The sequence below is a fragment of the Pelagerythrobacter marinus genome, assembly GCF_034375205.1.
Classification (GTDB): domain Bacteria; phylum Pseudomonadota; class Alphaproteobacteria; order Sphingomonadales; family Sphingomonadaceae; genus Pelagerythrobacter; species Pelagerythrobacter marinus.
On record NZ_CP139719.1, the window covers coordinates 1,841,046 to 1,867,176 of the forward strand.

Genomic DNA, 26,131 nt, shown 5'->3' on the forward strand with positions numbered 1-26,131 from the left:
GGGAAATCTCCTGTTTCTTTGCCCCCTTATTTAGGGCGCGGGTCGGTTCACTCAACGGGCGGCGGGTCAAAGCTTTCCTGCTCGACCGACAAGGCCGCTTTCTGCGCCGCCAGCATGTCCGCCGGGATCGCGATCAGCTGCGGCGTCTGGGTATAGAGCACGGCCGCCTCGATCGCGCGGCCGGGATAGATGCGCCCCAGCGCCGCCGCATAGGCCGCCATCTGCCGCACCGTGGCGCGCGGCACCTGGTCGAGCGATGCCGGCGGCCGGCGGGCCGTCTTGAAGTCCACCACCGTCACCCGTTCCGGTTCGACCAGGAGACGGTCCACCGTGCCGGCGACGACCTGCCCCTCGACGATCGCGGCCAGCGGCACTTCGGCCAGGGCCTGCGCGCCGAAGACATGGGCAAAGGCGGGATCGGCCATGACCGCCAGGGCCGATGCCAGGATCTCGTCGCGCGCACCTGCGTCCAGGGCTGCGCCCTGCTTCTCCAGCCAGGCACGGCCGAGCGCTTCGCGCCGGTCCACCGCCACTTCGGGCAACCGCTCCAGCAGCTTGTGGATCAGGGTGCCGCGCAGCGCGGCTTCGCGCAGGCGGTCGGGCGGAAGCGGGGGATCGGCCGCGCTGTCTTCCCCCGCTGCCGAGGGGGCCAGCGGGCGCGGCGGGCGCGGTTCCGGGCCGACCGGGCGGCGGGCCCAGCCGGGCAGTTCGGCCGGCGCGCTCTCGGTCACCGGCTCCTCCGGGCGCAGTGGCGGTGCGGGCGCGCCGATTTCCCACCGCGCGCCCCACAAGTCGTCGGCCAGCCCTTCCCCCTCGAACAGGGGGGCGAGGCGGGCGTACCAGCTATCCGGATGCGGCTCCCCCTTGTCGCGGGGGCCGAGCGAGCCGCCGATGAACAGCGCCTCCTCCGCGCGCGTCATCGCGACGTAGAGCAGGCGCCAGTGCTCGCGCATTTCCTCGGCCAGCGCCGCGTCGTGCGCGGCAGCGACGGGGCCCAGGCGTTGTTCGCGCGCAAGCGCCGGGATCGGGACCTGCCGCGGTTCCTCGGCGCCCGGCAGGTTCTCCGCCAGCGACAGCGCCCCGCCCCCCGGCGGCGCGCCGGTCGCATCGGCAAGGATCACGATCGGCGCCTGGAGCCCCTTCGATCCGTGGGCCGTCATCACCCGCACCTGGCTGCCGCCCTCGCCCGCCTCGCGCTTCAGCTCTCCCTCGCCGGCGTCGAACCAGCGGATGAAGCCCTGCAGGCTGGCGGCGCTGCCCGCGCTGTAGGCATGGGCGGCATTGAGCAGTTCGTCGATCGGGTCGTTCGCCTCCCGCCCCAGCCGGGCGACCAGCTTGCGCCGCCCCTGCCAGGGGCCGACGAGGATCCAGCGCAGCAGTGCCTGCGGTAATTCGTAGTCGGCCCGGGCGAGCAGCTGGCCCAGCGCCTCGCGCGTGGCCGCGACCAGCGGCTCGCGCGCGGCGCGCAAGTGGGTCCAGAGCGGTACGCCCGGCGGGCGATGTGCATAGGCCAGAAGGTCATCCTGGCTCCAGCCGACGAGCGGGGAAACGAGGAGATTGGCGAGATTGAGGTCGTCGAGCGGCTGCGCGGCGAAGCGCAGCGCGGCCATCAGGTCCTTCACCCCCAGCGGCGCGCCCAGCCGCAGCCGATCGACCCCCGCCACCGGGACGCCGGCGGCGTGGAGGCGGGCCACGATCAGGCCGGCCAGTTCCTTGCGCTTGCGGACCAGGACCATGATGTCGCCCGGCCCGGCGGCGCGCGGGGGATGGTTCTTGGCCAGGGTGAAGCCGTCGTCCAGCCAGGTCCGCACCTGGCGCGCGATGCGATCGGCCATCTGCCGGTCGTGCCGCGCGAGCCAGCCTTCCTCGCCCTCGTCGTCCTCGCGCTCGATCACCCCCGATACCGGGCGCCAGAGCGTGACCAGTCCGGCGTCGAACCGCCCGACATGCGGATCGGCAGGCTCGGCCAGGCCAAGTTCCGGATGGCCGATCGCGGCGATCGCCCGATCGACGAAGCCGAGCACCGGCGCGCCGGTACGGAACGATTCGTCCAGCCCGTATTCGCGCAGCTCGCGGATCGGCACCGCGTCGCGCGCCTCGCGCGCCCCCTCGGCCGCGGCTGCCATCGCCGCCCTGACCCGGGCGCGCGCAGCCTCGAAATTCTCCGGGCTCGTGCCCTGGAACCGGAAGATCGCCTGCTTGTAATCGCCGACGGTGAAGATCGTGCGCAGCTTGTCGTCGTGCGCGCCCTCGCCGGCGAAGAAATCGTCGATCAGCGCAAAGACGATCGCCCATTGCGCCGCGTTGGTGTCCTGCGCCTCGTCGATCAGGACATGGTCGAAACGCCGGTCCAGCTTGTAGCGGATCCAGGCCGCCATGTCCGAACGACCCAGCAGGTCCGCCGCGCGCCGGATCTGGTCGTCGAAATCGACCAGCCCCTCGCGCGCCTTGGCCTCTTCCCACCGCAGCGCGAACTTGCGCCCCAGTTCCAGCTGGGGAGCCATCGCCTCGGCCAGCGCGACGAGGCCGACGAATTCGCGCACCCGCGCAATCGCCGCCCCCGCCCGCTCGCTCGCCGCGGCGAAGGCTCCATCGGCGTTCCTGGGCAGGCGCGGGTTGCCGTTCTTGAAGAACAACGCATCGGCCAGCCGGTCGACCGTGTCCGCCCGCCCGGCCGCCGGGGCCGCCAGCCAGCCCTCGATCGCCTCGACCGCGGCCGCGCCCTGCTTGCCCTTCCAGTCGCGGTAGTGCGCCAGGCATTCGCGCAGCGCGGCGATGTCGAAACCCTCGTCGGCGCAGAGCGCGGCAGCATCGTCCCGGCTCGCATCGGCGGCCAGCCCGAGCAGGCGGTTGACCCGCGGGCGCATCGGCGGCTGCCACGCGCCAGGGCCGGTCCACAGCTCGCTCGCGCCGGCGCAGCGCATCAGCCAGGCGCGCACCCCGTCGGTGCCCTTGTCGCAGCTGAGCCGCGCGATCGCCTCGAGCGTCGCCGCATCGCCTTCGCGCTCGGCCGCGGCGAGCATCTCGGCCAGGACCTCGCGCGAGAGCAGCTCGCGCTCGCGGTCCTCCATCGGCCGCGATCCCGGGGCGATCCGGGCTTCTTCCGGAAACGTCGCCAGGAGCCACTGGGCGAAGGCGTGGATCGTGTCGATCCGCAACCCCCCGCCCGGGGTGTCGAGCACGCTGGCGAACAGGGTCCGCGCGCGCGCCTGGGTCGCGGGATCGAAGGGCGCGCCGATATCCTTCAGCTCGCCGGCCAGCGCGGCCGCGTCCATCCGCACCCAGCGGGCGAGCACGTCGTTCACGCGCACGGCCATTTCCGCGGCCCCGGCCTTGGTGAAGGTCAGGCACAGGATCTGCGAGGGATCGGTTTCCGGTTGCAACAGCAGGCGCAGCACGCGCGCGGAAAGGACCTGCGTCTTGCCGGTCCCGGCCGACGCGGACAGCCAGACGCATTCGCGCGGATCGACCGCGTCGCGTTGCCGCCCATGGAGCGGATAGACCTTGCCGCTCATCGCCCGTCGCCCACGGGGTCGTCGTCCACCCGGGCCTGCCATTCGTCGAGCCGCATCAGCTGGTCGTAATCGGCATAGCCGGGATAATCGGGGTTCTTGCGCGCGGTGAACGGCGCATCGCCGCGGATGTAGTCGCCGATCGCCTCGCGCAGCTTCGCCTCGGTCAGGGGCAGGAAGCGATCCGGCTCGATCCCGGTCCGCTTGCTGCCGACCCGCAGCGGCGTCTCGACATAGCCGAAGCCGCCCGCGCGGTTCTTCGCCAGCGACCAGTATTCGAAGACCACGGGCTCCCCCTCGACATCGGCAATGCCGCCCGCGCGGGCCATCATGCCGATCAGCCCGAGCTGGAGGGCGAAACCCTGTTCCACCATCTTCCACCCCGGCGGCTTGCCGGTCTTGTAATCGACGATCGCCAGCGTTCCGTCGGCCAGCCGGTCTATCCGGTCGGCGCGGCCGTGAATCCGCACTCCCTCGACCGTCATTTCGCCCTTGCGCTCGATCGCGATCGCCTGCCGCGCCCCGTCCTCGCCGATCGCGCGCTCGACCCATTCGAGCGCGGCGAGCAACCGCGGCCGCCAGAGGCCCCGCATCAGCGGGTGCATGTTCATTTCCTCCAGCACGTCGTCCGCGATAGGCGCCAGCCGCACCCGGGGATCGTCCGCCCGCGCCCGGTGCCAGCGTTCGAGAATCGCGTGCGCCGCGGTGCCCTGCCACGCGGCCGACGGATCGGCGTCCAGCGGGTCGAGGCTGCGCAGCGCCAGTATCTCGCGGGCATAGAACTGGTAGGGATCGCCCAGCAGGCGATCGAGCGCGGTCACCGCGATATCGACCTGGCGCTGCGACGCGTCGGGCCGCGGTTCCGGGCGTGGATAGACCGGCGGCTGGCCGGGCGTGTCGTCGATCGCGCGGGCGAGATCGACCGCCGCGCTTTCGCGGTGGCTCTCCAGCAGGCGATCGCCCAGCAGCGCCTTGACCCGCAGGAGGAAGCGCGAAGGGATCGCCGGGCCCCCTTCGTCGCGCGCCGCGCGGCTCAGCACGACTTCGGGTGCGCCGAGGGCCGCGGCGAGGTCGTGCGCCGAAAGGCCTATGCGAAAATCGGCCCCCGGCACGCCGAGCGCGCGCATGACCGGCGGCGCGAGCAGCGGATCGGGCGCCGGCCGCGGCGGCCAGACCCCTTCGTTCAGCCCGCCGCAGATGACGAGGTCCGCCCGCGCCATGCGCGATTCGAGCAGGCCGTAGATGGCAACGCGCGGATGGCCGCCGTAAGGCGGGCGCACCGCGACCTGGTCCATCGCCTCGCGCAGCACGGCCGGGAGGTCGCCCGGTGCGAGCGCCGGCCCGGCCTCGCTGCCGTGCAGCCGCAAGTCGTCGACAAAGGCCGACAGCGCGCGCCCGTCGGCCCCGGCCCACAGCGGATCGCCGCAGATCGCCTCGGCCGCGCGGGCCAGCAGGTCGACATGCCCGCCCAGCGGGCGCGCGGGTGCCTCGCCGTCGGCCCCGTCCCCGGCGGCGGCATCGCGCACGAACAGCGGGGCCAGCGCGGCTTCCACCGCCTGCCACCAGTCGCCGATCCCCGCCGTCCGGCGCGCCAGGCGCCCGATGCGCTCGCGCAGGGCGGCCAGGCCCGGCGCAGGGCGCGGCCCGCGCAACTCCAGCTCGAGCTGGCGGGCATGGTCGAGCCAGGCCGCCCGCCCGAACGGCTCGCCCGCCAGCGGGTGTTCGAGCATGGCGATCAGCGGCACCGGCGCGGCATCGTCGGCCATGACTTCGGCCAGGAGGAGGAGGAAACGCCCGGCGGCGGTTTGCGACAGCGGGCGGCCGGCCGAATCGTCCGCCTCGATGTTCCAGCGGCGCAAGTGGGCCGCGACCCGCGCGGCCAGCCCGCGATCGGGCGTGACGACGGCGATCCGCCGCTCCGCCCCTTCCAGCGCCCGGCGCACCAGCAGGGCGATCGCCTGGGCTTCCTCTTCCGGGTTGGCGCTTTCCATGATCCGCACCCCGGCCATGCGGCGCTTCTCCGCCGGCAGGTCGACCCAGCGCGTGCTCGCCTGCGGCGGCATGAAAAGGCTGGAGATCGCGTGGCTGCGCTCGGGCTCCGCCGCGCCCATGCCGCGCCGGTGCCACGGACGCACTTCGCCGCGCGCCACGCCCATGCGGTTGAGCAGCAGCTTGAGATGGTATTGCGGGTGCGTGACCGCGTCGTCGCGCGCGAAGGGACTCGCGCCCGCCTCGTCCGCATGGCCGGCGCGGCCCAGCTCGTCCCAGACCTCGTCCGCCAGCGCCAGGTCGAGATCGGGCAGGATCACCGCGCCGCGCGGCAGCTCGGAGATGACCCGCAGCATCCGCGCCAGCTCGGGCGCGGCGCTGGTCACGCCGGCGGCGACGACCGGGGTGGCGGGCGGCGCATCGCGCCACTGGCGGGCGGCGCGCGCGAACAGCATGTTTCGCCGCGTGGCCGCATCGACCATACCAAGGTCTTCCAGCTCGGCGCGCCACATCGCCTGGACGGCGTAGAACAGCTTGGTGTTCTCGCTCCAGTGCGCGGCGACTTCGGCCAGGGCCTGCATCACCGGTTCGGCCCAGAGGTCGTCGGGGGCGATCCCTTCCACCAGCAGCCGGTCCATCGTCTGGCCGATCTCGCGCACCAGCCGCAGGCGCCCTGCGGGTGACGGGCGCGGGTTGCGGCCCAGCGCGTCCATCGCCCGGTCGAGCAATTCGGCCAGGGTCAGCCAGCGCCGCGTCGGCTCCACCGCGGGCGGGATCGCGTTCGCGCCGAGCGGGTCGAGCAGCGGCCCGATCGCCTCGTCCAAGTCGAGGTCGCCGACCGCCGCCATGCGCGGCATCAGCATTCCGTCGCGCTCCTCGGCGCCGAAGTGGCGGATGAACGCCTCGGTCACCGTGCGCACTGCGCGGGTGCTGGGCAGCAGGAGCGTCAGGCGGGCGAGGCCGAGATCGTCCTCGCCGTAGCGCGGCACCAGCCCCGCCACCAGCGCATCGGCGAAGCCGCGGTGCGCGGCGATCGAATAGACGGCCGGGCCGGGCCGGTCAGCCACCCTGCAACGCTTCTTCGGTGGGTGCGATGGCCTGCGGGGTGCCCACTTCGTACCAGCAGCCGGTGAAGCTCGCCCCGAACAATCGGCCCTCGGCGATCGCGCGCTCCCACAGTTCCATCGTGCCGAAGCGCCCCTCCGGCGAATCGCGCAGGAGGCGGTGCGACACGAGCTGGATCCCGGTGTAGATGAAGGGCGCCACCCGCCCCGCCAGGCGGCGTTTCAGCCGCCCGTGCGGGTCCATGTGAAAGTCGCCCAGCCCGCGGAAATTGCGCGCGCGGGCATGGGGCACGACCAGCAGCAGCGCGTCCATCCGTTCCGGGTCCCACCGTTCGGAAAGGTCGGTGAAGGCGTCGCGCGGCCCGTCCAGCCATATGTTGTCGGAATTGAGGCAGAAGAAGGGATCGGGAAGATGCGGCAGGGCCTTCTTCATCCCCCCGCCTGTTTCCAGCAGTTCCGCGCGCTCGTCGGAAATCGTCACCGCCGGGCGCGCGCGTTCCTTCAGGTGCGCTTCCAGCGCATCGGCATAGTAATGGACATTGACCACGGCGCGTTCGACCCCTGCCTCGGCCAGCCGGTCGAGCGCATGATCGATTAGCGGCTTGCCGGCGACGCGCACCATCGGCTTCGGCTGGCTCGCGGTCAGCGGGCGCATCCGCTTGCCCAGGCCCGCCGCCATGACCATCGCCGTATCCGAAGCGAGCCTGCTCACATCAGTTCTCCACCGAAGGTATCGCGGATATTGCGCGGGATGTTGTCATCGAACCAGCGGGCGACCGGGGCCAGGGCGGGATCGGCCAGGTCGCGCTCCAGCGCCTCCCACACGCGCGGGATCATGGCGAGGTACCGCGCCTTGCCGTCGCGCTTCCACAGGCGGGTGAAAATGCCGACGATCTTCGCGTTGCGCTGCGCGCCGAGCCGGGCGTAGTCGGCCGCGAAGCCATCCCCCGGCCCGGCGGCGGCGACATAGCGTTCGATCATCGCGCGCTCCAGTTCGGGCGCAACGTCGCGCCGTGCGTCCTGAAGCAGGGACACGAGGTCGTAAGCCGGGTGGCCGACCAGCGCGTCCTGGAAATCGATCAGCCCCTGCGGCCCGCTGCCGTCGGGCGCGGGGTCGAGCAGCATGATGTTTTCCGCGTGGTAATCGCGCAGCACCGTGACGCCCGGCCGCTGCCGATCGAGCACGGGGGCCATGACTTCGTCCCACGCGGCGAGATAGCCTTCGCGATCGACCGCCAGCCCCATCGCCGGGCAGTACCAGTCGGTAAACAGCGCCAGTTCGCGGCGGTAGGCGGCGAGGTCGTAGGGGGCGAAGGGACCGGGCGGCAGGCGATGCAGCGCCACCAGCGCGTCGATCGCGCAGGCATAGGCGTTGGCTTCCCCGTCCGGGTGGGCTTCGAGCCAGTCGCGCATCCGGTCCGTGCCGAAATCCTCCAGCAGGACCCAGCCCGCCGCGGCGTCTTCGGCATGGACTTCCGGCGCGCGCTGGCCATTGGCGGACAGCCAGTGCGCGACGTCGAGGAACGGGCGCGGGTCCTCGTGCGGGGGCGGCGCATGCATCAGCATGGCCCGGCGATCGCCGTGGCGGACGCGGAAATAGCGGCGGAAGGAGGCATCGCCTTCGAGCGGCTCCACCGTCGCCCCTTGCCAGCCGGCATTGTCGAGAAAGGGAATCAGGCCATCGGGCAGCGCATTCATGGCATGCGCCCTAGCCAATCGTCGCCCGGCACGACAATCGCCTTGCGCCCGCTATCCGCGATTTCGAGAGTGATCGACAGGCACCCCGCCTCGTGCGCGAAACCGCCGGCGTTTTCCGGCCATTCGGCCAGCAGCGCGGCCCCTGCCCGGTAATCGTCGAGCCCGATCTCCTCCGCCTCCGCCGGATCGTCGAGGCGATAGAAATCGGCATGGACCAGCGGCGGGTCCAGCGCATCGTAGGTCTCGACGATCGTGAAAGTGGGCGACGGAACCTCGCCGCGGTGGCCCAGCGCGGCGATGATCGCGCGGGCCAGCGTGGTCTTGCCCGCGCCCAGCCCGCCCGAGAGCGCGACGACGTCGCCGGCCCGCAGCTGGCGCGCGATCGCCTGCCCCAGCCGCTCCATCGCCGCGAGATCGGGGAGGTCCAGGGTCGCCGGGCCGGTCATGGCAGGCGGATCGTCGCCGTCGTGCCGGCGCCCTTGCGCGAGGCGATGTCGAGCGTGCCGCCCTGCGCCTCGACCAGTTCGCGCGCCAGCGGAATGCCCAGCCCCTGCCGCCGCTCCAGCCCGCTGCCGTCGCGGGTCTTGCGCAGGCCATCGAGCGCATGGGCCAGTTCACCCGCGGTCATCCCCCGGCCATTGTCCGATATGACCACTTTCACCCCGTCCGGCTCGCGCGTCAGGTTGACGAGGATCCGCCCGCCCTTGTCGGTCGCGGCGATCGCGTTGTCGAGCAGGTGGCCGATCGCCCGGCCGAGCTGGCGCGGATCGGCATCGACTTTGCCGACCGAGCTGCCTTCCAGGTCGAGATTGAGGCCGCCGGCAAGGATCGCCTGCTCGCGCTCGCGCACGATCCGCGTGACGAAGGGCATCAGGGCGATCCGCTCCTTCGTCACCGGCAGCAGGCCCGCCTCGCTCTGCGAGAGGTCGAGCACGTCCTCCACCTGGTCGGTCAGGCGGGCGACCGAATCGAGGATCGCGCGGACATAGTCCTTCCCCTGCTCCGAAAGCTCGCCCGCGGCTCCGCTGTCGAGCAGTTCGGCAAAGCCGCCGATCGAGGTCAGCGGGGTGCGGAATTCGTAGCTCATGTTCGCAAGGAAGCGCGTCTTGACCTGGTCCGCCTCTTCCAGCGCCATGTTGCGTTCGCGCAGCGCCTCTTCCGCCTTCACCGAGTCGGTGATGTCGAGCACGGTCAGCAGGCCGTTGCCATCGGGCAGCGGGACGCCGGCGAATTCCAGCGTGCGCCCGTCCGCCAGCTGTATGCGCCCGCCCTTTTCCTTGCGGTCGAGCGTGGCGGCGCGGATCACCTCGCCCACGGCCCTGGCCTGGGCCGGCCGGGCAAGATTGGGGGCCAGCGCCTCGATCAGGCGGTCGGCGGCCGGGTGCCGGTCCATCAGGTCCGGGTCCAGCCCCCAGGTCCCGGCGAAGCTGCGGTTCCACAGCTGCAGGTGCCCGTCGGGCGCGAAGACGGCGAGTGCTTCGAACAGGCTGTCGAACGTGGCCGTGCGCGTGCGCAGCAGGGTGTCGCGCGTGGCAGATAGCGCGAGCTGTTCGGTCCGGTCTTCCGCCACCAGCACCAGCCCCCCGTCGGGCATCGGGTTGCCGACAACGCGCAAGTGGGTCTTGTCCGCCAGCGGCCAGGCTTCCTCGCGCGGCTCGTCGGCGCTGAACCACTCGGCATGTTCGCGCCGCCAGGCGGGAAAATCGCGCACGACCGGGGTCTTCCCGGCATCGCGGGCATCGCTGAGGAACCGTTCGAAATCGAGACCCGCGGCGACCGTGCCCGGGGTGACGCCGAAAATGCGCCGGAACGGCTGGTTGGCGAACGTCAGGCGGCGGCGCGCGTCGAACTGCGCGACCCCGACCGAAAGCTGGTCGAGGATCGAACGCTGCGCCTCGCGGAAGGCGCGGAATTCGCGGGCCAGTTCCTCCATGTCCTCGATATCGATCGCGTATCCGGCAATGCCCTCGCGCCCCAGCGGCAGGTCGCTGACCCGCAGCGAGCGCCGCTCGCCGGCCACGGTCGCTGTCACGATCCGCTCTATCGGAGCGTCGTGCTCGGCCGACTGCAGGGCCACCTGCGCCGCGGAAAGACCGTCCACCTGCTCGACCAGTTCGAGCTGCCGATCGACCGCGTCGGCGGCATTGGCCGCGCCGACCGCCTCGACATAGGCGCCGTTGACCAGCCGCAGCCGGGCGTCGGTGCCGCGGAACCACATCGGCATCGGCGCGGCCTCGATCAGGCCGACGAGCGCGGCGAAATCGCCCTGCGCCCGCGCCGCCTCCTCGCGCAGGCGGGCCAGTTCGCTTTCGCTCTCGCTGAAATCGAACACCCAGATCAGCGCCGCCCCGCCGGGCGAGACCTGCGGGTCGGCCAGCGCGCCACGCAGGGCCAGGCTACGCTGCGATCCCGGCGGGGTCAGGGCCATGCGGAACGGTGCGGCGGTCTTCTGCGCGCGGCGAACGTGCCGGGTCAGGTCTTCCAGCTGATCGCGCGAGAGGCCCTCGCCCCCGCTGCCCGACAGTTCGCTGAGATAGGCCGGCAGGCGGTCGAGGCCGAACCAGCCGGCCAGCCGTTCGGACGCCTCGATCCGCATGTCGGCACGGACCAGCAGCGGGATCGCCGGCGCCTCGTCGATCATCCGGGCGAGCCTGCGGGCCGCCTTGCGGCTCGTTTCCGCCGCCCGCGCCTTGGCCGCCGCCGCGATCATCAGCCATGCGGCGCCGGCAGTCCATGCTGCCAGCAGCAGCCCGATCAGCGCCAGCGCGGTGGGGGAAAGGTCCATGCCGGTCAGCTATGCGGCAAGCGCCCGCGATGCAACGCCAATCCTGCCGCGCTCGCCCCGGGTGCTCCCGGCCGCCCCGGCGGGCGGCCCGGCGGCAGGGGCCGGGCGAATGCCCGCCGCTCGCCGCCGGGCGCCAGCGCGCGTCAGTAGCGGTAGTGCTCGGGCTTGAACGGCCCTTCCTGCGGGACGCCGATATAGTCGGCCTGCTTCTGGCTCAGCCTGGTCAGCGTGACGCCGAGCTTCTCCAGGTGCAACGCGGCGACTTTCTCGTCCAGGTGCTTGGGCAGGACGTAGACCTCGTTGCGGTATTCGTCCGACTTGGTGAACAGCTCGATCTGGGCCAGCGTCTGGTTGGTGAAGCTGGAGCTCATCACGAAGCTCGGGTGGCCGGTGGCGCAGCCGAGGTTGACGAGGCGGCCCTTGGCGAGGACCAGGATCGACTTGCCATCGGGGAAGGTCACCAGGTCGGTGCCCGGCTTGATTTCCTTCCAGGTGTAGTTGTCGAGCGCGGAAATCTGGATCTCGCTGTCGAAGTGGCCGATGTTGCACACGATCGCCATGTGCTTCATCGCCTTCATGTGCTCGGCCGTGATCACGTCCTCGTTGCCGGTCGCGGTCACGAAGATGTCGCAGCGGCCGACCGCTTCTTCCATCGTCACGACTTCGAACCCGTCCATCGCCGCCTGGAGCGCGCAGATCGGGTCGATCTCGGTCACCATCACCCGCGCGCCGCCGTCGCGCAGCGAAGCGGCCGAGCCCTTGCCCACGTCGCCGTAGCCCGCCACGCAGGCGACCTTGCCCGCCAGCATGACGTCGGTCGCCCGGCGGATCGCGTCGACCAGCGATTCCTTGCAGCCATAGAGATTGTCGAACTTCGACTTCGTGACGCTGTCGTTCACGTTGATCGCCGGGAACGGCAGCTTGCCCTGCTTGGCGATCTGGTACAGCCGCATGACGCCGGTGGTCGTTTCTTCGGAAACGCCCTTGATCGCCTGGACCGACTTGGTGAGATAGCCCGGCCTGGCCTTGACGAAAGCCTTGAGCGCGCGCTGCATCTCGATCTCTTCGGCGTTCTGCGGCGCGGGCATTTCCTCGCCCGCCTCGATCCGCGCGCCCCAGAGCGCGAACATCGTCGCATCGCCGCCGTCGTCGAGGATCATGTTGGCCGTGCAGTCGGGATCGTCCTCGCTCGACCAGTCGAAGATCTTGCCGACGTAGTCCCAGTAATCGGCCAGGCTTTCGCCCTTCACCGCGAAGACCGGCACGCCGTTGGCCGCCATCGCCGCGGCGGCGTGATCCTGCGTCGAGAAGATGTTGCAGGTCGCCCAGCGGACCTCGGCGCCCAGCGCGGTCAGCGTTTCGATCAGCACCGCGGTCTGGATCGTCATGTGCAGCGAGCCGGTGATGCGCGCGCCCTTCAGCGGCTGCGCCTCGCCATATTCCTCGCGCAGGGCCATCAGGCCGGGCATCTCGGTTTCGGCGATCGCGATCTCGTCGCGGCCGTAATCGGCGAGGCTGATGTCCTTGACGATGTAATCCTGCTTGGCGTCGGCCACGGAATTCTCCTGAAATCTGCTGTCTGGCGGCGCGCAGGGCGCGCCCGTTTTCCTGCCCGCGGATGTAGCGACGGCCCTGTCGCGAAGCAAATATAAAGCGATCTTTATATCCTTTGCCGTTGCCGCGCGCACCGCAGGCTCTATATCGGCACGCGAACGGACGGGACGACGAAAGGATATTGCGAGATGACGATTTCGGTTGGCGACAGGATTCCCGATGTGACGCTGGTGAAGGCGACCGACGAGGGTCCCGAGAAAGTCCAGGCGGGCGAATACTTCAAGGGCAAGAAAGTTGCGCTGTTCTCGGTGCCGGGCGCGTTCACCCCGACCTGCTCGGCGCGCCACCTGCCCGGCTATGTCGAAAAGGCCGGCGACCTGAAGGCCAAGGGCATCGACGAGATCGCCTGCACCGCGGTCAACGACGCCTTCGTCATGGGCGCCTGGAACAACCAGGCCGGTTCGTCGGACGTGACCATGCTGGCCGACGGTAACGGCGAGTTCGCCCAGGCCACCGGGCTGACGATGGACGGCAGCGGTTTCGGCCTCGGCCAGCGGGGTCAGCGCTATTCGATGATCGTCGAAGACGGCGTGGTGAAGGAACTCAACGTCGAACAGCCGGGCGATTTCTCGGTCTCGAGCGCGGAGCACATGCTCGGCCAGCTCTGACCGCAACGGGGGACGGGCCGGCCGTGGCGCCGGCCCGATCCGAACCGAAACACGCGCCCAGGTTCCCCGGCCGCGCGCCGGGGCGAAGACGGGAAGCCGGTCCGAATCCGGCGCTGCCCCCGCAACTGTAGGCGGAGAGCGACGGCCGACGAAGCGCCACCGGGCCCACCCCGGGAAGGCCAGGCCGATCGCGACGACCCGCAAGCCAGGAGACCTGCCCGGGCGCTGCAAACGAACCACCGGCGGGGTGTCCGGTCGGGTCGCTGGCAGCCGGAGCGCCCGCCCGCGCGGCCGGCTGCACGTGCCCGGTCGACGCATTGCCGCCATGTGAAGGAGGCGACGACGATGACACCCGGGCAGATCACGCCAGCACAACCGGCCGCCCAACCCGGCCCGCCCGTGCGCCTGGTGGACATGGTGTTTCCCGGCGACACCAACCATCACGGCACGCTGTTCGGCGGGGTCGCCCTGGCGCACATGGACAAGGTCGCCTTCCTCGCCGCTTCGCGTCATGGCCGGGCGCCGTTCGTCACCGCGGCATCGGAGAAGATCGACTTCGCCGCGCCCGCGCACGAAGGCGACATGGTCGAGGTGACCGGGCGCGTCGTGCGGGTCGGGGCGTCCTCGCTCGACGTCGAGGTGGAGCTCGTGGCCGAAGCGCCGGTCAGCGGCGAACGGCGGCTGTGCACGCGCGGACGGTTCGCGATGGTCGCGCGCAAGGGGCCGGACACGCGCCTTCCCCTGCCCCCGCTCGCCGCGCCCCCCGGGGCGCACGGCGACGCGAAAGAGGACGTGGATGGCCATGGCGGGGCGCCGCTGCGCATCCTCGACATGGTCTTCCCGGGGCAGACCAACCATTACGGCACGCTCTATGGCGGCGACGCGCTGCGGATGATGGGCAAGGCGGCCTTCATCGCCGCCACCCGCCACGTGCGCCAGGTGCTCGTCATGGCCTCCTCCGACCGGATCGATTTCGTCGCACCGATCGTCGAAGGCGACATCGTGGAACTGGTGGCGCGGGTGAAGATGACCGGGCGCAGCTCGGTCCGCGTGGCGGTGGAACTGTGGTCGGAAGGCGTGCTGACGGGCGAACGCCGGTGCGCGGCGAGCGCGCTGTTCACCCTCGTCAGCGTGAACCGCGAAGGCCGCCCGCTGCCGTTCAGTATCCCATCAGCTTGAGCACTTCCTCGCGGCTGCGCGGGTCGTCGAGGAACGTGCCCATCATGCGGCTGGTGGTCATCGTCACCCCGGGGGTGCGAACGCCGCGCGCGGTCATGCAGCTGTGGCTCGCCTCGATCACGACCGCCACGCCCTGGGGCTGGAGATGTTCCCAGATGCAGTCGGCCACTTCGGCGGTCAGCCGTTCCTGCACCTGGAGCCGGCGCGCGAACCCGTGGAGGACGCGGGCGAGCTTCGAGATGCCGACCACGCGGTCGGTCGGCAGGTAGGCGATCGCCGCCTTGCCGATGATCGGCGCCATGTGGTGTTCGCAGTGGCTCTGGAAGGGGATGTCCTTGAGCAGGACGATCTCGTTGTATCCGCCCACTTCCTCGAACACGCGGCTGAGGTGGATCGCGGGATCTTCGGCATAGCCGAGGCAATACTCCTTCCACGCGCGGGCGACCCGGCTCGGCGTGTCGAGCAGCCCCTCGCGCTCCGGGTCGTCGCCGGCCCAGCGGATCAGCGTGCGAATCGCCTCCTGCACCTCGTCGGGAACGGGGGGCTTGCCCCGCGATACGTCTTCGTCCGGCCCGACCAGGCTGCTCATAATCCGATCCTCTTTCGTGTCCGTTTCGCGCGGCGCGCGGCGCGCCGCAGCATGCTCCCCTTGCGGAAAAGTCCGCCCTTGGCAAACGGCTCGAACATCTCGTCCGGCCGTTCGGGGTCGAGCATGCCCGATTCGGCCAGGGTATCTTCCACCCCGTTGAGGTCCGGCACGTCGTAGGCGCGCAGCGAACGGTCTTCCCCCTGGCCGTGCTCGGCGATCAGGCGGTGCATCGACGGGTCGCGCTCCAGCAGGCGGGCGACCTCCTCCGCCTCGAGCCCGCAATGCTCGCCCAGCAGCGAATGGCGCAGCGCGGCGATCGCGGGGCCGACGTGGCCGTTGGCCGGCCGCTGGCAATCGATGAAGACGTCGCATTCGCTGTCGAGCCCCATCGATCGGTTGTTGAAGTTGGCCGAGCCGATCCGCAGGATCTCGTCGTCGATGATCGTCACCTTGGCGTGGACGTAGATCGGCGTGTCGCCGGTATGGGGCACGTAGATGCGGAAACGGTCCTTGTGGTCGAACTCCGCCAGGCATTCGATCATCCGCACCCGGGCGTGGTCCATCGCCTGCTGTTCCAGCCAGCCCTCGGCCGTCTTGGGCTGGACCATCACGATTTCGGGCGGGTCGTCTTCGCTCAGCCGCTCTCCGATCGCCTCGGCGATGCGGCGCGAGGTGAAATACTGGTTCTCGCTGTAGATGAACCGGCGCGCGCGGGCGATCTGCGCGAGCAGGAGTTCCTCGATCTCGCACACCCGTTCCAGCCCGTCGTAGCGGGCGCGGGTGCGGGCAATGCCCAGCTCGACGTCCTCGAACTGGACCGCGAGGGCATCGGGCCACAGGCTTTCGCCGGGTATCGGCACCTGGTCGAGGTTCTCGCCCCCGGCCCGCTCCCACCGTTCGCGGCTGAGGATGCCCAGGACCCGGGCGGCTTCCCCCTCGAACATCATCGTCGCGTCGTGCCACGGGCCATAGCGCCTGCCGTGCGGCCGGCGGCGGCGGCGATCGCGCTCGAGGTGATCGCGCGTGTCCCACCGGTCCTGCGTCATGTCGATGCCGCCGCACACGGCCAGCTTGTCGTCGATCACGGCGATCTTCTGGTGGTGCGAACAGCCGACCGGGTGGTGGGTATCGAACTTGAAGGTGATCCCCTTGTGCGCGGCCATCCGCGCCAGGTCCACGAGCATGTATCCGCGCGCGAAAAACTGGAACAGGCCAAGGCTCCATTTCAGCACCCGGATTTCCAGCCCGTCGCGATGGCGGGCGAGCCACATCAGGAAACTGCCCAGGCGGCGGGGATAGTTGCGGCGCAGGATGCGGTGAAACCACCTGCGGCCCAGGGCCAGGTGGATGCGGGTGTCGAAATCCCAACCGACCAGGAAGATGCGGTGGCGCGCCTTCAGCATCGCCTGCTGCATCAGCGCGAAATAATCGGCCGCGTCGACGATCACGCTCGCCCGGTCGGCATGGGCATAGCGCCAGACGCCGGGCTCCTCCGGCTCGTCGTCGAACTCCGGTTCGGCCGCCTCCGTTTCCCGTGCTGTCACCCCGCCCCCGACGCTTTATTCCTTGGCGTCTTCCAGCTTCTCCGGCGTGACTTCGGCATCGGCCTTCTCCTCGCGCTTGCGGCGTTCGAACACCGATTCCATGTGTTCCTCGTCCTCCCGGGTAAGGTGATCCTCGAAATCGGGGAAGTGGTCTTCCTCTTCCTCGTCGATGTGATGGCGATAGCGGTGCTCGAGTTCCTTGAACTTGGACAGCCAGGCGCCGGAGGACATGTCGGTGGCCGCTAGGTCGTTCAGCATCTCGTCGATCTCGTGATGCTCGGCCACCGAATGGCGCGTTTCGTCGGTCGTGTCGGGCTTGCGCAGCATTGTCGAATAGAGCGCCTGCTCCTCGGCCGCGGCGTGGCTCTTCAGCTCCTTGGTCAGCTCGGTGAAGAGCCGCCGGCGTTCCTCGCTCTCGCCTTCGGTTTCGAGCAGCCGGTCGAGCAGCTCGCGGTGGCGATCGTGATCCTGTTTCAGTCGCGCGAAGATTGCCTCGGCGGCCATGGGCGGTTTCCTCCTGTTGCCTGCCGGATGGAATGGGCGAACCGGTGCTTTGTTCCGCGCGCGCCCGGGGGTGACTATCGCGCCGCTCCGCCCCATATGCGGCGCATGGAGCGATTTCGCGAGCCGCCCTCCGCTGCGGAGATGGAACGCATGGCCGGCGCCGTCGTCGCGGGCCTGCCGGAGGAATTCCGCGAGCCGATGCGCGCGGTCGTGGTGCGGGTGGAGGAGTTTGCCACCCGCGAACAGCTCGATTCGGTCGGCATTCGCAGCAAGTGGGACCTGACCGGCCTCTACGAAGGCCGCCCGCTGGACGAACAGTCGATCTGGGACCCGGGCGACCTGCCCCCGGTCATCAGCCTGTTCCGCCAGCCGCTGGTGCGCGAATGGCGCGAGACCGGGGTCGATTTCGGCGACCTCGTGCGCCACGTCGTGATCCACGAGGCCGGCCACCACTTCGGCTTTTCCGACGAGGAAATGCACTGGCTGGAAGAAAACGCGGGCGACGCGCATGGTCGGCCCGGGACGGAAGGCGAAGGGGCCTAACCTTCGCCGGCCAGCTGGCTGCGAATGTGGTCGAGCACCGGGCCGTAGATCGGGTCGTCGAATTCCACCCCCACCGTCTGCCCCTGCGACCAGCGGACGACCGCGGTGATCGGGCCGATCGGGCCGATACGGATGGAAATGCGCGTGCCGGCCGTCAGCGATCCGAACTTGTCGTAGAAACGACAGCCGTGCTCGGACAGGTCGAGCACGCGGATGTCCTTGGGCACGCCGCGACCCGTCCGGTAACGGCCTTCCACCGTTACGCCGTGCCGTTCCTCGCGGCGAATTTCGCCATCCCTTTCGGACATTCGCCGATTGTGCGCCCTGCCCGCTGCGGTGGCAACCTCGATTTCGTTCCGCACCCGACATCAAGACATGCCGACATCAAGACATAAAGAACTCTTTATATTGCGCTTGACATGGCGATGCCCGTCGGCTCTTGTCCGCGCTGTCGAGGTTCCCCGCCCGCGGCCCGTGCCGCGCGGTGGGGCTAAGACGGGAAGCCGGTGACATTCCTCCACGAATGGAATCCGGCGCTGCCCCCGCAACTGTGAGCGGCGAGCGGCAGCCCCACCAAGCCACTGGACCTGCCCCGTGCAGGGCCGGGAAGGCCGGGGCCGGCGCGACGACCCGCGAGCCAGGAGACCTGCCTGCGACGCGATAACGTTCTCCGGACGGGGGTTCCTCCGGCGGACGCGCAAGGTGCGGCGCCCCTGCCCGGGGTGCGCCGCGCCGCCCCCTGCGCGCCCGCCGACCGGCCCTTCGTCCCCCGATGCGAAAGGTGCGCGGACAATGCCGACCACGACGATTTCCCCCATCGCGCCCCTGCCGGTTCGCGCGACCTTGCCGACACGCAGGACCCTGCCCCTCCGGATGGCCCCGCCCGGCCGAACGCTCCCGCCGGGCCGAATGACCAGGCGCGCCGGGTCTTCCTGACGCGGCGCGCGCCCCAGCGACCAACCGATCGATTTTATTTCACCAGCAACGGCCGGGGCTACGCGCGCGGCCGGAGGAGACGATTCATGCCTGTCACGACCGCCAATCTCGGCTTTCCCCGCATCGGCCCGCGCCGCGAGCTCAAGAAGGCGCTGGAAGCCTTCTGGGCCGGCCGGATCGACGAGGGCGCGCTGCGCGACACCGCGCGCAGGCTGCGCGCCGCGAACTGGGCGCGCCAGCGCGACGCGGGGATCGACGTGATCCCCAGCAACGATTTCTCGCTCTACGACCAGGTGCTCGACACCAGCGTCATGCTCGGCGCGATCCCCGCGCCCTATCGCGCGCTCGGGCCGCAGGATTCGCTGGCGGTCTATTTCGCAATGGCGCGCGGCACCCGTTCCGATCAGGGCGGCGACCTGCCTGCGCAGGAAATGACCAAGTGGTTCGACACCAATTATCACTTCATGGTCCCCGAGGTCGGGCCGGACCAGGATTTCACCCTCTGCGCCGCCAAGCCGCTGGGCGAATTCGCCGAGGCACTGGCGCTCGGCCACCGCACCCGGCCGGTGCTGCTCGGCCCGGTGACCTGGCTGCTGCTGGCGAAGTCGAACCAGGCGGGCTTCGATCCGCTCACCCTGCTGCCCGCGATCCTGCCGCTCTATCGCGAGCTGCTGTCGCGGCTGCGCGCGGCCGGCGCGCAATGGGTCCAGATCGACGAGCCGGCGCTGGTCCTCGATCTCGACGAGCGCGCGCGGGCGGCCCTGCGCACCGCCTATGCCGCGCTGTGCGGCCCCGATAGCCCGCGGATCATGCTGGCGACATATTTCGGCGGGCTGGCGGACAACCGCGAACTGGCCCTGTCGCTGCCGGTGGACGGGCTTCACCTCGATCTGGTGCGCGCGCCCGAACAGCTCGAACCGGTGCTCGACGGCGCGCGCGAAGACCTCGTCGTCTCGGCCGGGGCGATCGACGGGCGCAACGTGTGGAAATGCGACCTGGCGGCCCTGCTCGACCGGCTCGGCCCGGCGGCACGGGCGCGGCGCGAGATCCAGCTTGCCCCTTCCTGCTCGCTGCTCCACGCGCCGATCGACCTGGCGCTCGAGACCGAGCTCGACCCCCAAGTGGCCGAATGGCTCGCCTTCGCGGTGCAGAAGCTGGAGGAACTGGCGCTGCTGCGCCTCGGGCTCGAACATGGCCCTTACGTCATCGCCGACGAACTGGCGGCCAATGCCGATGCCATCGCCGCGCGCCGCGGCTCCGCGCTGACCAACGATCCCGCGGTGCGCGCGCGGGTCGCCGAGGTCGCGCCCGACTGGACCCGGCGCGCACTGCCGGTGGAGCGGCGGCTGGCGCGCCAGCGCGAGCGCCTGCGCCTTCCCTCGCTGCCGACCACGACGATCGGCTCGTTCCCCCAGACCGAAGCGGTCCGCAAGGCCCGCGCCGAGCACCGCAAGGGCACGCTCGACCAGGCGGGTTACGACGCCTTCCTGCGGGCCGAGACCGAGCGGGCGATCCGCCGGCAGGAAAGCCTCGGCCTCGACGTTCTGGTGCACGGCGAGTTCGAGCGCAACGACATGGTCCAGTACTTCGGCGAACGCCTCTCGGGCTTCGCCTTCACCCGCGCCGGATGGGTCCAGAGCTACGGCTCGCGCTGCGTGCGGCCGCCGATCCTCTACGGCGACGTGGCACGGCCCCGGGCGATGACGGTGGACTGGTGGCGCCATGCCCAGGGCCTGACCGAACGGCCGGTGAAGGGAATGCTGACCGGCCCGGTCACGATCCTGCAATGGTCGTTCGTTCGCGACGACCAGCCGCGCGCCGAAACCTGCCGCCAGATCGCGCTGGCGATCAGGGACGAGGTGGCCGACCTGGAGAAGGCCGGCGCGCGGATCGTCCAGATCGACGAGGCCGCCCTGCGCGAAGGGCTGCCCCTGCGGCGCGCGGACTGGAACGACTATCTCGACTGGGCGGTCGCGTGCTTCCGCCTGGCCGCCGCGGTCGCTGCGCCCGAGACGCAGATCCACACCCACATGTGCTATTCGGAGTTCAACGACATCATCGATGCGATCGGCGCGATGGATGCCGACGTGATCTCGATCGAGACGGCGCGCTCGAAGATGGAACTGCTCGATGCCTTCGCCACCTGCCGCTACCCCGCGCAGATCGGCCCCGGGGTCTACGACATCCATTCGCCCCGCGTCCCCTCGACCGATGAAATGCGCGCGCTGCTGGTGAAGGCGCGCGGCGCGTTCGACCCGGGGCAGCTGTGGGTCAACCCCGATTGCGGGCTGAAGACTCGCCGGTGGGAAGATGTCGAGCCGGCCCTGGCCAACATGGTCGCCGCCGCGCGGCTGGTGCGCGCCGAAACCGGTTGAAGCCCGGGCCGGCAGGCGAAAGGGCGGCGCAGGGCGGGCGGCAGCGTGCTGGCCACCCCTGCCCTCGCCGCTTCCCCTACCGGGCCGGCGCGCGGCGGGTCAGCTGACGCCGGTCGCCATGTGCCGCATGAGCCGGCGGGCGGCGGACCAGATCGCGTGGCGCGCGCCGGCGCCGATCATGTCGCGCACGAAATCGTCGAACCGCGCGCGCTCGCCCCGCGCCGCGGCGGTCAGGAGATCGACCAGCAGCATCTCGTCGTAGCTGAAGGCAGACTGGCACGGCGGGTTCAGCACGATCCGCTCGGGCCAGGCGTGCCCGGCCTCGTCCATGAAGACGTGGAAACTGTGCACGGCGCAGAAGGAGCCGAGGTGGCTCGCCAGCCGGCGATGCGAGTAATCGCCCACCCGCCGCGCGACATGAGTGTAGCGCATCGCGCAGACCAGCCGCGCGTGGAGCGGGGTGACCGTCCTGAGATCGGGCGTGCGTGTCAGCTGCGCCAGGTCAAAGGCCATGGTGCGCCTCCCGCGCAACGCCGCGCGTGCCGAACGGGCACCCGCCGCGCCCCGCGTCCGCCGCGGCGGGCAGGCCCGCGCCTTCGGCGATCGAGAAAGCGCGGCGCACGACCATCGCCGCCCAGCAGATCGCCCCCGGCAGCCCGTGCGGGACCTGCCGGATCGTCGCCCCGCCGTGCAGGGCGGGCGCCAGCGACACGATGCCGAGCAGCGCGCGCTCGTCGGCCGAGAGCCGCGCGCTGCAGCTGCGCTCCGCCTGCAATGCCCGCCCCAGGTGGGCCTCGACCAGTTCGAACAGGCTGGCGCAGGCCGGCGCGGTCTCGTCCGGAAGGCCCAGCGGTACGACGATCTCGCGCATTCGGTGCAGCCCGCCGCGGCCGGCGCTGCGCGCGGCGGCCCAGGCGCGGAACAGCCGCACGATCAGCCCCTGCGCGAATCTCTCTCGTCCCGATGCCATGCTGTTCACCCACTTGCTTAGTTGCGAGTGATTTTCATTAGCGAGAAACGGGACGCCGGGTCAACGGCTATCTGCAGGCGGGCCGCGCGGCCGCGCGCGGCGTCAGGCAAGCTTGGGCGGCAGTGCGAAGAGCGACGCGAATTCGAGCGCGAGCGCGCGATCCCCCTCGATCGCCAGCCCGGCATCGCGCTCGAGATCTTCCCACGGCACACCCGCGTAGAGCCCGGCCGCGACGACGGCGGCGTCGGGCGCGCGGAACAGGGCATCGACCCCGTCCGCGCCGTCCCCGCCCGCCTGGTCGCGACGGATCGGCAGCTCGCCTTCGCGCGGCTCGGCGACGAAGCGATCGTCCCCGATCGCGAAGCCGACGGCACCGGCGACCCCGCCCACGCGCGCCTTGTCCACCATCGTGCGCAGCGAAAGCATAAGCGACACCGCGGACAGCGGCAGGCGCGGATCGTGCGCGCTCGACTGCGCGGCCCAGCGCCCGGCCTCCTGGATCAGCGGCTCGGCCGCGTAACCCCAGCGCGTGAGTTCATAGACCTGCGCCTTGCCCGGCGGGGGAAGCTGGCGCTTCTCCAGCACGCTCGCCTCTTCCAGCGAGGCGAGCCGTTCGGTCAGCACTTTCGCGCTGATCCCCGGCAGGCTGGCGCGAATGTCGGAAAAGCGCAGCGGGCCGAACATCAACTCGCGCACGATCAGCAGCGACCAGCGCTCGCCCACCAGCTCCATCGCGAAGGCCGTGCCGCAGGCATCGCGATACCACTTTCCGTGAATTGCCTGATTTTCCTTGGTTTCTTTTTGTAACTTCATGGTTGCCTTTGGTAACTTAATGGTCCAGAAAATGCAAGCAGTGATTCGACACCGAACCGGGAGATGACACCGTGAACCGAATGATCTTCATCAACCTGCCCGTTTCCGATCTCGAACGTTCGAAGGCGTTCTACGAAGCGGTCGGCTTCCGCAACGAACCGCGCTTCACCAACGACGATGCCGCCTGCATGGTCTGGTCCGACGCGATCAATGTCATGCTGCTGACGCATGGTTTCTGGAAAACCTTCACCAGCAAGACGATCCCCGACGCGCAGACGACGGCGCAGGTCCTGCTGGCGCTGAGCCAGGAGAGCACGGCCGATGTCGACGCGATCGTCGCCCGCGCGGCCGCGGCCGGCGGCAGGGCCGATCCCACGCCGCGGCAGGATCACGGCTTCATGTACGGCCGCAGCTTCGAGGATCCCGACGGCCATATCTGGGAAAACACCTTCATGGACATGGCGGCAATGGACCAGGGCGAACCGATGCCCACCGAGGCGGCCTGACGCGCCGCAGTACCCGCGGATGGCTCTGTAACGGAGCCATCTCGCCACGCGACCGAGCGATCGCCTGCTAGGCCCTCCCCCAAAAGGCTGCAGGCGATCGTCTCCGTCCTTTCACCAGCGAGAAGGATCGACAATGCCCCTCAATCCCGATGCCGCGATTACGGTAACCGCCTTCGACTGGGTGCCCGATTTCGCCCGCGGCCTGGTGCGCGATCTTCGCGTGCGCTGGGCGCTCGAAGAGGCCGGGCTCGACTACCGGGTCGAGTACCTGCCCCAAGGGACGCAGAAGCTGCCCCGGCACCGCAGGCGCCAGCCGTTCGGCCAGCTGCCGACTTACGAAGACGGCGCGGTCACCCTGTTCGAATCGGGGGCCATCGCGCTCCATATCGCGGACCAGGCCCCCGCTCTCCTGCCCGAAGGCGACAATGCCCGCGCCCGCGCGGCGCAATGGGTGATCGCCGCGCTCAATACCGTCGAGCCGCCGCTCGGCGACTGGTCCATGGCCACGCTGTTCGAAGCCGACAAGCCCTGGTCCGCCCCGCGCAAGCCCGCGATCCGCGAACGGATCGACGAACGCCTGGGCGAACTTTCGGCCCGGCTGGGGGACGACGAGTGGCTCGAAGGGCGTTTCTGCGTCGGCGACCTGACGATGATCGCCGTGCTCCAGCTCGTCAGCGGCGAGCTGGCGGACCTGCTCGAGCGCTACCCCAATCTCGCCGCCTACCGCGCGCGGGGCGAGGCCCGGCCGGCCTATCGCCGCGCGCTGGAAGACCAGATGGCCGGCTTCACGGGCGCCCCGCCGGCCGAATGGGCCGCCGCCCAGCAAGAGGAAGAGATCGCATGACCTATTTCGAAGGATTTGTTGCCGCGGTGCCGACCGCGAACGAAGATGCCTATGCCGCCCACGCGCGCGAGGCCTTTCCCCTGTTCAGCGAGTTCGGTGCCACCCGCATGGTCGAGGCCTGGGGCGACGACGTGCCGCGCGGCGAGGTGACCGATTTCTACCGCGCGGTCGCCGCCACCGACGAGGAAACGCCCGTCTTCTCGTGGTTCGAATATCCGGACCGGGCCGCCCGCGACGCGGCGAACGAGCGGATCGTGAACGACGAGCGGATGCACGCCCTCGGCGAAACGATGCCGTTCGATGGCAAGCGCATGATCTTCGGCGGGTTCGCCGCGATCGTGGACGAGCGCGGCGATGGCGCGCCGGCCTATTTCGACGGCATGTTCACCCCCGTCCCCGCGGCGAACCGGGAAGCCTATGGCGAAATGGCGCGCAAGATGGCCGGCAAGTTCATCGATGCCGGCGCGGTCCGCGTGGTCGAGGCCTGGGGCGACGACGTGGCCGAAGGCGAGACGACCGATTTCCGCCGCGCGGTCAGGCTGGAGGACGGCGAAAACGTGGTATTCTCCTACATCGCCTGGCCCGACAAGCAGACCCGCGACAAGGCATGGGAAGCGCTGATGGCCGATCCCGATATGCAGCCGGGCGAGCACATGCCTTTCGACGGGAAACGCATGTTCTGGGGCGGATTCCGCCCGATCCTGGACCTCTGAGAGCCGCGCGACCGGCCGGCCGGGCCCGCAAAAAAGGAGAAAGCGCGATGTACGTGAACGGATTCATCCTGGCCGTGCCGGAAGCGAACAAGGCCGCTTACAAGGAGGTGGCCGAGAAGTTCTGGGAAATCGTCAAGGACTACGGCGCGAAATCGCAGATCGAGTGCTGGGAAGTCGACGTGCCCGACGGCGAGGCGACCGATTTCCGCCGCGCGGTCCAGTGCCGCGAAGGCGAGAAGATCGTTTTCTCCTGGGTCACCTGGGACGACAAGGAAACCGCCGACGCCAGCCACGACAAGATGATGGCGGACGAGCGGATGGAGGCGTTCTTCGGCGACGGGAGCGACATGCCGTTCGACGGCAAGCGCATGGTCTACGGCGGTTTCGAGCCGCTCGTGTGGAAAGAGGCCTGAGCGATGGCCAGCGATCGCGGCGCCTTCATCTGGTACGAACTGATGACCACCGACCGCGAAAGCGCGGCCGACTTCTATCGCGAAGTCGTCGGCTGGACTTTCGCGCAGGAAAGCACGGCCCCGCCGGGCGGGCCCGATTACCGCATGATCCTCCGCGCCGACGGAGGCCGGGCGGGCGGCGTCCTGACCCTGACCGATGCGATGTGCGAAGCCGGCGCCGCCCCCGGCTGGCTCGGCTATGTCCATCACCCCGACGTCGATCGCGCGGTGGCCCGGATCGTCGAGGCGGGCGGCAGCGTGCACGTCGCCCCGCACGACATGGAAGGCGTCGGCCGCATCGCGCTGGTGCAGGACCCGCAGGGGGCCGCGATCTACGTCATGCGGCCTGCGCCGCCCCCGGGTCCGCCCGACGCGAAAAGCGACGTCTTCGATGACGCCCGCGCGCAGCACGTGCGCTGGAACGAATTGCAGACGCGCGAGCCGCAGGCGGCGGCCGCGCTCTACGGCGAGGTCTTCGGCTGGGAGCAGAAGGAAACCATGCCGATGGGCGAGATGGGCACCTACCGCTTCCTCCATCGCGGCGACGCGATGATCGGCGCGATCATGCCGCACCTGCAGGCCGCGCCCCGCACGGGCTGGACCTTCTACCTCGGCGTGGACGACATCGACCGGGCGGCCCGCGCCGCCACCGACCGCGGCGGGCGGCACCTGGACGAGATCACCGAGATCCCCGGCGGCGAGTTCGCGCTCCAGTGCACGGACCCGCAAGGGGCGATCGTCGGCCTGATCGGCCCGCGCCGGCGATAGGGCCCGCCCCCGAAACCAGGGCCCGACAAGACGACGAAGCCCGAACCGACAAGGCCTCCGGAAACAAGGCCCCGAAAGAATGGGCCCGAAAAGACAGGGCCGGAAAAAAAGAAGCGCGAAGGAGA

At 70.2% G+C, this 26,131-nt stretch carries 23 protein-coding genes and 2 riboswitches; of the genes, 9 read left to right on the plus strand and 14 right to left on the minus strand.

Annotated features, from left to right (window positions below):
• Window positions 1-47: 47 nt before the first annotated feature.
• The 7 genes from addA to ahcY all read right to left on the minus strand — a co-directional run bounded on the left by addA (window position 48) and on the right by ahcY (window position 12,604).
• The gene (gene addA, locus T8T98_RS08970) at window positions 48-3,515 is read right to left on the minus strand and encodes a double-strand break repair helicase AddA (RefSeq protein WP_251105450.1); all 3,468 of its coding nucleotides are present in this window, start codon (window positions 3,513-3,515) and stop codon (window positions 48-50) included.
• A complete protein-coding gene (gene addB / locus T8T98_RS08975) occupies window positions 3,512-6,568 on the minus strand; it encodes a double-strand break repair protein AddB (RefSeq protein ID WP_251105449.1) in 3,057 nt (1,018 codons plus the stop codon). Before addB ends, addA begins: the two co-directional genes overlap by 4 nt.
• Window positions 6,561-7,277, minus strand: coding sequence for a nucleotidyltransferase family protein (locus T8T98_RS08980; protein WP_251105448.1), 717 nt, complete (start codon window positions 7,275-7,277; stop codon window positions 6,561-6,563). Before T8T98_RS08980 ends, addB begins: the two co-directional genes overlap by 8 nt.
• Window positions 7,274-8,263, minus strand: a complete 990-nt coding sequence (locus T8T98_RS08985) for an aminoglycoside phosphotransferase family protein (protein WP_251105447.1) — start codon at window positions 8,261-8,263, stop codon at window positions 7,274-7,276. The genes T8T98_RS08980 and T8T98_RS08985 overlap by 4 nt, the downstream gene beginning before the upstream one ends.
• Window positions 8,260-8,709, minus strand: a complete 450-nt coding sequence (gene tsaE, locus T8T98_RS08990; protein ID WP_251105446.1) for a tRNA (adenosine(37)-N6)-threonylcarbamoyltransferase complex ATPase subunit type 1 TsaE — start codon at window positions 8,707-8,709, stop codon at window positions 8,260-8,262. Before tsaE ends, T8T98_RS08985 begins: the two co-directional genes overlap by 4 nt.
• On the minus strand, window positions 8,706-11,048 hold the full coding sequence (locus tag T8T98_RS08995; RefSeq protein ID WP_251105445.1) for a sensor histidine kinase: 2,343 nt from the start codon (window positions 11,046-11,048) through the stop codon (window positions 8,706-8,708). Before T8T98_RS08995 ends, tsaE begins: the two co-directional genes overlap by 4 nt.
• Before the next feature lie 143 nt (window positions 11,049-11,191).
• Window positions 11,192-12,604 (minus strand): adenosylhomocysteinase, encoded by a 1,413-nt coding sequence (gene ahcY, locus T8T98_RS09000; protein WP_251105444.1) that lies wholly within the window; start codon window positions 12,602-12,604, stop codon window positions 11,192-11,194.
• A gap of 186 nt (window positions 12,605-12,790) precedes the next feature.
• Here ahcY and T8T98_RS09005 point away from each other — a divergent pair, with 186 nt between their 5' ends.
• Entirely contained in the window at window positions 12,791-13,270 is a 480-nt protein-coding gene (locus T8T98_RS09005; protein ID WP_160733066.1) for a peroxiredoxin, read from the plus strand.
• Window positions 13,271-13,312: 42 nt separating this feature from the next.
• Window positions 13,313-13,506: riboswitch (cobalamin riboswitch) on the plus strand.
• Between the two features lie 109 nt (window positions 13,507-13,615).
• Entirely contained in the window at window positions 13,616-14,449 is an 834-nt protein-coding gene (locus T8T98_RS09010) for an acyl-CoA thioesterase (RefSeq protein ID WP_251105443.1), read from the plus strand.
• Here T8T98_RS09010 and folE read toward each other — a convergent pair.
• From folE to T8T98_RS09025, 3 genes are read right to left on the minus strand one after another with little or no spacing between them, the layout of a single operon-like run.
• Entirely contained in the window at window positions 14,430-15,038 is a 609-nt protein-coding gene (folE, locus tag T8T98_RS09015) for a GTP cyclohydrolase I FolE (protein WP_160733067.1), read from the minus strand. The genes T8T98_RS09010 and folE overlap by 20 nt on opposite strands.
• A complete protein-coding gene (locus tag T8T98_RS09020) occupies window positions 15,035-16,582 on the minus strand; it encodes a phospholipase D-like domain-containing protein (protein WP_251105442.1) in 1,548 nt (515 codons plus the stop codon). The genes folE and T8T98_RS09020 overlap by 4 nt, the downstream gene beginning before the upstream one ends.
• A gap of 15 nt (window positions 16,583-16,597) precedes the next feature.
• Entirely contained in the window at window positions 16,598-17,086 is a 489-nt protein-coding gene (locus T8T98_RS09025) for a hemerythrin domain-containing protein (RefSeq protein ID WP_160733068.1), read from the minus strand.
• Window positions 17,087-17,236: 150 nt separating this feature from the next.
• On the opposite strand from T8T98_RS09025, the gene T8T98_RS09030 reads away from it, so the two are divergent.
• On the plus strand, window positions 17,237-17,629 hold the full coding sequence (locus T8T98_RS09030; RefSeq protein ID WP_251105441.1) for a metallopeptidase family protein: 393 nt from the start codon (window positions 17,237-17,239) through the stop codon (window positions 17,627-17,629).
• Here T8T98_RS09030 and T8T98_RS09035 read toward each other — a convergent pair.
• Window positions 17,626-17,937, minus strand: coding sequence for a PilZ domain-containing protein (locus T8T98_RS09035; protein WP_251105440.1), 312 nt, complete (start codon window positions 17,935-17,937; stop codon window positions 17,626-17,628). The two genes, T8T98_RS09030 and T8T98_RS09035, sit on opposite strands and share 4 nt — an antisense overlap.
• 129 nt (window positions 17,938-18,066) lie before the next feature.
• Window positions 18,067-18,297: riboswitch (cobalamin riboswitch) on the plus strand.
• A gap of 354 nt (window positions 18,298-18,651) precedes the next feature.
• Here T8T98_RS09035 and metE point away from each other — a divergent pair.
• A complete protein-coding gene (gene metE, locus T8T98_RS09040; protein WP_251105439.1) occupies window positions 18,652-20,940 on the plus strand; it encodes a 5-methyltetrahydropteroyltriglutamate--homocysteine S-methyltransferase in 2,289 nt (762 codons plus the stop codon).
• A 99-nt stretch (window positions 20,941-21,039) separates the two neighbouring features.
• Here the strand turns inward: metE and T8T98_RS09045 are convergent, their stop codons facing one another.
• From T8T98_RS09045 to T8T98_RS09055, 3 genes are all read right to left on the minus strand, one after another.
• Window positions 21,040-21,453: a hypothetical protein gene (locus T8T98_RS09045; protein ID WP_251105438.1), complete on the minus strand. Its 414-nt coding sequence runs from the start codon at window positions 21,451-21,453 to the stop codon at window positions 21,040-21,042.
• Window positions 21,443-21,910 (minus strand): hypothetical protein, encoded by a 468-nt coding sequence (locus T8T98_RS09050; RefSeq protein WP_160733073.1) that lies wholly within the window; start codon window positions 21,908-21,910, stop codon window positions 21,443-21,445. The genes T8T98_RS09045 and T8T98_RS09050 overlap by 11 nt, the downstream gene beginning before the upstream one ends.
• Window positions 21,911-22,012: 102 nt before the next feature.
• The gene (locus T8T98_RS09055) at window positions 22,013-22,723 is read right to left on the minus strand and encodes a winged helix-turn-helix transcriptional regulator (RefSeq protein WP_251105437.1); all 711 of its coding nucleotides are present in this window, start codon (window positions 22,721-22,723) and stop codon (window positions 22,013-22,015) included.
• A gap of 71 nt (window positions 22,724-22,794) precedes the next feature.
• On the opposite strand from T8T98_RS09055, the gene T8T98_RS09060 reads away from it, so the two are divergent.
• From T8T98_RS09060 to T8T98_RS09080, 5 genes are all read left to right on the plus strand, one after another.
• The gene (locus T8T98_RS09060; RefSeq protein ID WP_251105436.1) at window positions 22,795-23,229 is read left to right on the plus strand and encodes a VOC family protein; all 435 of its coding nucleotides are present in this window, start codon (window positions 22,795-22,797) and stop codon (window positions 23,227-23,229) included.
• A gap of 133 nt (window positions 23,230-23,362) precedes the next feature.
• Entirely contained in the window at window positions 23,363-24,073 is a 711-nt protein-coding gene (locus T8T98_RS09065; RefSeq protein WP_251105435.1) for a glutathione S-transferase family protein, read from the plus strand.
• On the plus strand, window positions 24,070-24,786 hold the full coding sequence (locus tag T8T98_RS09070) for a DUF1428 domain-containing protein (RefSeq protein WP_160733077.1): 717 nt from the start codon (window positions 24,070-24,072) through the stop codon (window positions 24,784-24,786). Before T8T98_RS09065 ends, T8T98_RS09070 begins: the two co-directional genes overlap by 4 nt.
• Before the next feature lie 47 nt (window positions 24,787-24,833).
• Window positions 24,834-25,199, plus strand: a complete 366-nt coding sequence (locus tag T8T98_RS09075; RefSeq protein ID WP_251105434.1) for a DUF1428 domain-containing protein — start codon at window positions 24,834-24,836, stop codon at window positions 25,197-25,199.
• 3 nt (window positions 25,200-25,202) lie between these two features.
• Window positions 25,203-26,006 carry a VOC family protein gene (locus T8T98_RS09080; RefSeq protein ID WP_251105433.1) on the plus strand — a complete coding sequence of 268 codons (804 nt, stop codon included), beginning with the start codon at window positions 25,203-25,205 and terminating at the stop codon, window positions 26,004-26,006.
• The last annotated feature ends 125 nt before the right edge of the window (window positions 26,007-26,131 follow it).